The organism is Wolbachia endosymbiont of Drosophila bocki (assembly GCF_028982005.1).
GTDB lineage: Bacteria > Pseudomonadota > Alphaproteobacteria > Rickettsiales > Anaplasmataceae > Wolbachia > Wolbachia pipientis.
This window is the reverse complement of the sequence record NZ_JAPQLG010000036.1, coordinates 1-7044: the sequence shown is the minus strand read 5'-3', so window position 1 is coordinate 7044 and position 7044 is coordinate 1. Positions and strand designations below refer to the sequence as shown.

The 7044-nt window shown below is 36.6% G+C and carries 7 protein-coding genes; 6 read left to right on the top strand and 1 reads right to left on the bottom strand.

Going from position 1 to position 7044, the window contains the following annotated elements:
* Positions 1-658 precede the first annotated feature (658 nt).
* On the top strand, positions 659-802 hold the full coding sequence (locus OZD61_RS00675; protein WP_153296793.1) for a hypothetical protein: 144 nt from the start codon (positions 659-661) through the stop codon (positions 800-802).
* 27 nt (positions 803-829) lie between these two features.
* Here the strand turns inward: OZD61_RS00675 and OZD61_RS00670 are convergent, their stop codons facing one another.
* Entirely contained in the window at positions 830-2002 is a 1173-nt protein-coding gene (locus OZD61_RS00670; RefSeq protein ID WP_010962676.1) for an NADH-quinone oxidoreductase subunit D, read from the bottom strand.
* Between the two features lie 275 nt (positions 2003-2277).
* Between OZD61_RS00670 and OZD61_RS00665 the strand changes: the two genes are divergently transcribed.
* From OZD61_RS00665 to folD, 5 genes are all read left to right on the top strand, one after another.
* Positions 2278-3456: an aspartate aminotransferase family protein gene (locus OZD61_RS00665; protein WP_038249924.1), complete on the top strand. Its 1179-nt coding sequence runs from the start codon at positions 2278-2280 to the stop codon at positions 3454-3456.
* Positions 3457-3544: 88 nt separating this feature from the next.
* Entirely contained in the window at positions 3545-4828 is a 1284-nt protein-coding gene (locus OZD61_RS00660) for an HlyC/CorC family transporter (RefSeq protein WP_274979469.1), read from the top strand.
* 13 nt (positions 4829-4841) lie between these two features.
* Positions 4842-5108 (top strand): DUF2312 domain-containing protein, encoded by a 267-nt coding sequence (locus OZD61_RS00655; RefSeq protein ID WP_010082293.1) that lies wholly within the window; start codon positions 4842-4844, stop codon positions 5106-5108.
* Positions 5101-5676 carry a UbiX family flavin prenyltransferase gene (locus OZD61_RS00650; protein WP_274979468.1) on the top strand — a complete coding sequence of 192 codons (576 nt, stop codon included), beginning with the start codon at positions 5101-5103 and terminating at the stop codon, positions 5674-5676. The genes OZD61_RS00655 and OZD61_RS00650 overlap by 8 nt, the downstream gene beginning before the upstream one ends.
* Entirely contained in the window at positions 5660-6538 is an 879-nt protein-coding gene (folD, locus tag OZD61_RS00645) for a bifunctional methylenetetrahydrofolate dehydrogenase/methenyltetrahydrofolate cyclohydrolase FolD (RefSeq protein ID WP_264707023.1), read from the top strand. The genes OZD61_RS00650 and folD overlap by 17 nt, the downstream gene beginning before the upstream one ends.
* The last annotated feature ends 506 nt before the right edge of the window (positions 6539-7044 follow it).

The window sequence follows — 7044 nt, the reverse complement described above, 5'->3', positions numbered from 1 at the left end:
ATAAAAAAGCTGCTGGAGGCAAGTTTGGAAGGTGAAATAGAAAATCACTTATTAGCTGAAAGTGAAGAGAGGGTTTGGTTGGAAGAAGTGGAGTAGCGAATGGATATACAAAACGCTGGGTCTATATTCAGACTACAGAATAAGGTATTACACACCGAAAGCATCACCAGCACAATATGTTATAAACTTTGGTAAAGAATCTGCTAGGAAAGCGTAGTGCGGATGCTGCATTTGACGAGGCGGGAGCTGGAAACGTTAACATGGGAATTTGGATTGAGGCCTATTGTGAAAACAATGGATCAGCCACCAAACCCTAAAGTAGGCGCGCCAGTTCTTGACCCTACATATTTTTTTGCAGGTTAAATCCAGCTTAGGGTCGAGAAACTTAGATAAAGCCATAGCCAAAGTGTTTAAAAATATTAATAATTATACACACAATTATTCAACCATATTTTTGAAGATAGCTATGCCGCCGCGGTATCTCTTAGCCGCTAACAAGTAGCGGGATGACGATTGTTGGTAAATCTAAGTCAGTTTAGCTATAGGCAGCAATTTTCTGTATTTATTTTAAATTGAAGGAAGCTCAAATGAAAGATCATGTTTTGCTAAAAATCACAGAATGCAGTCTAACAGTGAACGGTTACGCTTTTGATCAAAAATGTTGTATAGTACACAATCAATTTTTCTGGATCCAAGTAGTCAAGGCACTGCCTTTGTGTTTGAGGCAAAATCGGCTATAACACTTAACATACTGCCTTTGCAAACAAATGTTCGTACAGTTATGTGTCAGCTACTTGCATGACGCCATTGCCTGAACGGGTACCAATGATTACCTATCAATCTCACCAAAAACTATATCGAGTGAGCCAATAATTGCTGCAACGTCAGCAAGCATGTGTCCTTTTGCCATAAAGTCTAAGGCTTGTAAATGCGCAAAGCCAGGTGCTCTTATTCGGCACCTATAAGGTCTATTGGTACCATCTGAAACTATATACACTCCAAACTCACCTTTTGGTGCCTCAACAACTGCGTAAGCCTCACCTTCTGGTACGTGATATCCTTCTGAATAGAGCTTAAAATGGTGAATCAGAGCTTCCATAGATTTTTTCATCTCTGCTCTTGACGGTGGAGAAATTTTTCTATCTTCAGTTTTTATTTGCCCTTCAGGCATTTTCTCTATGCACTGCTTCACCAAACTGATAGATTGCCTAATCTCTGCCATTCTAACTAGATAACGGTCATAACAGTCGCCATTTTGGCCGATCGGTATATCAAAATCTAGTTGATCATATATCTCATATGGCTGGCTTTTTCGCAAATCCCAAGCAAGCCCAGCAGCGCGCAACATTGGGCCACTAAAGCCCCAATCAAGTGCCTGTTTAATTGATATTTCACTAATTCCTACAGTGCGTTGCTTCCATATCCTATTTTCTGTTAAAAGTTCATCAACATCGTCTATATATTTTGGAAATTGCTCTATAAACTTTGCAATATCCTCAATCAAATCTTCTGGAACATCTGCTGCAATTCCACCTGGCCTGATGTAAGCTGCGTGAAACCTTGCACCTGAAGCTCTTTCGTAAAATTCCAGTATTTTTTCTCTTTCTTCAAAGAGCCATAAAAGAGGGGTCATTGCTCCAACATCAAGTGCTTGAGAAGAAACGTTCAGTAAATGATTTAGTATTCTCGTCAGTTCACAAAACAAGACACGTAAATACTTTGCCCTAATTGGCACTTCACATTGCAACAATTTCTCCACACAAAGTGAATATGCATGCTCTTGTGACATTGGTGATACGTAATCAAGGCGATCAAAATAAGGCAAAGCTTGAAGATACGTTTTATGTTCTATTAATTTTTCAGTACCGCGGTGCAAAAGCCCAATATGGGGATCTGCCCTCTCGATCACTTCACCATCCATCTCTAAAACAAGACGCAACACTCCATGTGCAGCTGGGTGCTGAGGTCCAAAATTTAACATCATTGTCTTTAGATCAGGCATGTCCAGTAGTTTAAGATATTAAAATTGTATAGGCTAAAGTGCGCTCAAAGTCAATAAACTTCTTGCATAGGCTACAACTATCATTCAATAGAAACAAAAACTTTTACAATGGCTAATAAGTGTTGGTAAAACCAAGTCACTTTAGCTATAGAATGACAAAAAAGGTTTGCATTAACCAAATTTTTAGTTGAAGTAGCATAAGAGGTTAAAGGAAAAGCTTTGTGTTAATGGATTCATTTCAGGTATAGTATAGATAATACCACAATACTTATAAAATGGATCATGTTGTTAATGCGTATAATAGACTTGACACTCCTATAGTCAGGGGAGAAGGGGCATATCTTTTTGATAAAGATGGTAAAAAATATTTAGATTTTGCTGCAGGTATTTCTACAACTTCTTTAGGGCATTGTCATCCATACATTACAGATAAGCTGAAAGAGCAATCGAGCTCATTATGGCACTGCTCTAACATTTTCACTATTCCCGAGCAAGAAAGGCTTGCCGAGCGTTTAACAACCCTTACTTTTGCAGATAAAGTTTTTTTCTGCTCAAGTGGGCTTGAAGCAACAGAAGCTGCAATTAAGTTTATTCGTCGTTACTTTTATTCAAAAGGGCAAGCAAAACGTAATCGTATTATTACAATTGAAGGAGGCTTTCATGGCCGCAGTATTGCTGCAATTTCTGCTGGAGGCAATGAAAAATCACGCGAAGGTTTCGCTCCGCTCCTTTCTGGTTTTGATAAAGTGCCAAGAAATGACATTAAAGCATTAGAAGAAAAAATCAACAATGAAATAGCTGCTGTATTTTTAGAGCCCATACAAAGCGAAGGTGGAGTATATCCACTAGACGTAGAATATCTTCAAAAAGTAAGGGAAATAACAAAAGCTCAAGGAATAATTTTGTGCTTTGATGAAGTGCAGTGCGGATATGGACGCATCGGTTCTTTATTTCATTATCAAAATGTCGGCATTGAACCTGATATGCTAACCTGTGCAAAAGCTATGGGTAACGGTTTTCCTTTAGCTGCATGTTTAGTGAAAGATTATATAGCAGAAGCAATCACTCCAGGAACTCATGGATCAACCTATGGTGGCAATCCACTTGCCATGACTGTTGGTAATGCAGTGCTCGATATAATGCTAAAAGAAGGCTTTTTTGATCATGTTAAAAAAATTAGTAAAGATTTAAAAGAAAAGCTGTTGCTTTTAGCTAAAGAATTTCCTGAGATGATTTTAGAAGTTCGTGGAGAAGGGTTACTAATGGGAATAGAACTAGCAACTCCTGTAGCTGATAAAATTATTAGTCGATCTCTTGATAAAGGTTTAATAATAACTAGGGTTTTAAACAACAAAGTAGTAAGGGTAACCCCACCACTTATCATTGAGGATGAGCATGTGAACGCAGCGTGTAATATGCTTTATGATTTGTTTTTTAAGATTAAAGGTATATAAAATTCGGCAATATAAATTCAGGCTTGCAAATGCCTTTCATAACATGTAAAACTAATTTTATTTTTTATCACAATAACATCGTACTTTAATGGATTGGTTATTGGTCTTAGTATCATCAGCAATTTTTGTTTTGTTAGTTTTGTCGTTTTTGTTCTCAGGAGCAGAAATAGGCTTGACCTCAATTAGCCGTTCTCGAGTTAATAAGCTAAAGCTAGACGGTAACAAAAAAGCCAGGGTAATAGATCGCTTATTAAATAGGAAAGAATTGACAATAGGAACGGTATTGCTCGGCAATACAATTATTAATATTACTTGCTCTGCTTTATTTACAGCAATATTTATCAATCTTTTTGGAAATGAGGGCATTCTCCTATCAACAATTATAATGACATTTTGTATTTTATTGTTCTGCGAAGTTCTACCAAAAACTTATGCTATTCAAAATCCTGAAAAATTTGCATCATTTTCTGCTTATTTTGTATTGTTTTTTGTAAAGATTTTTTCTCCATTGACACTAGGTATTCAATTTATTGTTAACCTCATCCTAAAATTATGTGGGCTGCATAAAGATAAGGAAGTGATATCTGCAGCGGATGCAATGCGTAATATGATTACTCTTCACCGCAGTGAAGGAACTATGTTGCAACAGGATTTAGATATGCTAAGCAGCATACTTGATTTGGCTGAGACAGAGATATCACAAATTATGACCCATAGAAGAAACCTATTTTCTCTTGATATAGATCGGAATAAAGAAGAGTTAATAAGAGAGATTTTAACCAGCAGTCACAGTAGAGTACCTTTATGGCAGAAGGAACCAGATAACATTGTAGGTGTAATTCACGTGAAAGCTCTAATAAATGCTTTGCGTGAAAAGAATAATAAAGCGGAAGAAGTTGACATTACCCAAGTTATGTCAAGGCCTTGGTTCATACCAGAAAGTACACCGCTCAGCGTGCAACTTCACAACTTCCGTAAGAACAGGAAACACCTTGGATTTGTTATTGATGAGTATGGAGCACTGCAGGGAATTGTAACTCTTGAGGATATACTGGAAGAAATAGTTGGAGAAATTTCGGATGAACATGATTTGATTACGGAGAATTTTATAAAGAAAATATCTGATAATGTGTATTACATAGAAGGAAAATCTACTATTAGGAACATTAACAGGCAGTTATACTGGAATCTCCCTGATGAAGAAGCTACAACTCTAGCAGGTATGATTGTAAATGAAATAGAGCGCATTCCTGACGAAGGCGAGGAGTTTTCCATGTATGGTTTTCGCTTTAAGATTTTAAAAAAAGATAAAAATATTATTACTGTTGTTGAAGTGCAAGTAAGAACTGGTAGTATTAGTGGCAGCAATTAATTAGTGGAGTTTCATGGAAGATACAGTAAAAATAACGGCTGAAGAGTTGAAGGGTTACATAGAGAGAATCGAAAAACTTGAACAAGAAAAGAGGGATGTGCAAGATCACATTCGTGATGTATATGCAAAAGCCGCAGATGAAGGTTGGGATATAAAAGTGATGAAACAAATTATTAGGCTGAGGAAGATGGATGATGATGACAGAGAGGAACAAGAAATATTGCTTGATACCTATAAACGTGCATTGGGAATGAGCTACGAAGAAGAGTTAAGTGAATAGCAGAATTGTAATTGGAATAAGTGGAGCATCTGGTTCTATTTACGGTGTGCGTATTTTAGAAGCATTGAAAGACGTCGATTATGAAGCTCATTTAGTGATAAGTCGTGCTGGGAAAATAACTTTAGCTCACGAAATTAAAGAAAAACTTGAAGATATTACATCGCTTGCAGATTTTTACTATTCTGAAGAAAAGATTGGAGAAAAAATAGCAAGCGGCTCATTTAAAACCTCAGGGATGATTGTAGCACCATGCTCTATGAAGACAATGTCTGAAATCGCATCAGGTGTTACTTCCAATCTATTGACAAGGACTGCAGATGTAACGCTAAAAGAAAGAAGAAAGTTAGTTCTTATGGTGCGAGAGTCACCACTGCATCTTGGGCATTTACAAAATATGTTAAAATTAACGGAGATGGGAGCAATTATTGCTCCACCAGTGCCTGCTTTTTATATTAAACCGAAATCGTTGGATGATATTATTAATCATTCTGTTGGCAAAGTATTGGATTTATTTGATATCAAATTACCCGACTTTAAGGAGTGGCAAGGAAGTGACAATTATTATTGATGGTAAAAAAATAGCAAACGACCTATGTGAGAGGCTATCACAAAAAATTGATATTTTAAAGAGAGAGTATAACATTTTTCCTTGCCTGAAAGTAATTCTCGTGGGCAGCAATCCAGCAAGTCAGGTTTATGTTTGCAACAAACAGAAAAAAGCAGAATCAATAGGCATAAGTTCTGAGACCATTGTTTTGCCTGATAATATTTCAGAAGATGAATTAATTGAAAAAATCAATGAATTAAATGAAGATCCATCTGTGCATGGCATTTTAGTGCAATTGCCTTTACCAAATCATATTAGTGCAAGCAGAGTAATTAACACAGTAAGTGTTGAAAAAGATGTAGATGGCTTTCATGATGAAAACGTTGGCAAATTAGTTAAAGGTGAAAAAAACTGCCTTATACCTTGCACTCCTAAAGGTTCTTTGCATTTAATTAAGTCAATTGAAGAGAACCTTTCCGGTAAAAACGCAGTGGTAATTGGTAGGTCAAATATCGTGGGCAAGCCAATGTTTTACCTGCTATTGCAAGAAAACTGCACTGTCACCATCTTGCATTCACAAAGCAAGGATTTAGCTGAATATTGCTCTAAAGCGGATATAGTAGTTGCAGCAGTCGGAAAGCCAAATTTTGTTCAAGCAGACTGGATAAAGAAAGGTGCAATAGTGATCGATGTTGGCATAAATAGCGTTAACGTAGGAAAGCTTGTAGGTGATGTTGACTTTGAGGGAATAAAAGGGAAAGCCAAAGCTATGACCCCAGTACCCGGGGGCGTTGGCCCAATGACCATTGCATTTCTAATGATGAACACTGTTATTGCTGCTTGCTTGCAAAAGGGAGTTGATGCTTCTGATTTCATTAGTTGAGGTATGAAGAGGAAAGCTATATGAAGATAGAATGTACCATATCACAATTAATAAAAAATTGAGATTTTTGAAATTCCTCAGTAGTCAAATTTATTAAATATTTAGGATCATCATCTATTCTTTTTTCTCTACAAGTATAGCTAAAGTGGCTTAGGTTTACCTACAATTTGAAAAACAACAAATTCGTCATTCCGCTACTCGTTAGCGGAATCTATGCTGAGATACCGCGGCGGTATGACGTAGGGAACCCTTTCTTGGGTTAGCTATAGTTAGTGGAATTGCAAAGTTTCTAGGCATAAAAAGCTTTGAACCTAATATATGAGCCAAACTTGATTTTCCAACCGTAGATACACCTGTAATAAAAATAATAGTCTTCATTTTGTGAATTTACTTGTTATATGAACTATCGGAGAAATTTTTTTATAGTTTATAGTATCTGACCTTACCCAGAAAAAGTGGAGAGAAAGTTTGGAATGTTTTTCACAAAGAGAATGATGAATCAAAAT

Excerpts from the sequence above, each read along its gene's own strand:
- OZD61_RS00665 (WP_038249924.1), top strand. The coding sequence starts at position 2,278 with ATGGATCATGTTGTTAATGCGTATAATAGACTTGACACTCCTATAGTC.
- OZD61_RS00660 (WP_274979469.1), top strand. The coding sequence starts at position 3,545 with ATGGATTGGTTATTGGTCTTAGTATCATCAGCAATTTTTGTTTTGTTA.
- OZD61_RS00670 (WP_010962676.1), bottom strand. The coding sequence starts at position 2,002 with ATGCCTGATCTAAAGACAATGATGTTAAATTTTGGACCTCAGCACCCA.
- OZD61_RS00655 (WP_010082293.1), top strand. The coding sequence starts at position 4,842 with ATGGAAGATACAGTAAAAATAACGGCTGAAGAGTTGAAGGGTTACATA.
- OZD61_RS00675 (WP_153296793.1), top strand. The coding sequence starts at position 659 with ATGTTGTATAGTACACAATCAATTTTTCTGGATCCAAGTAGTCAAGGC.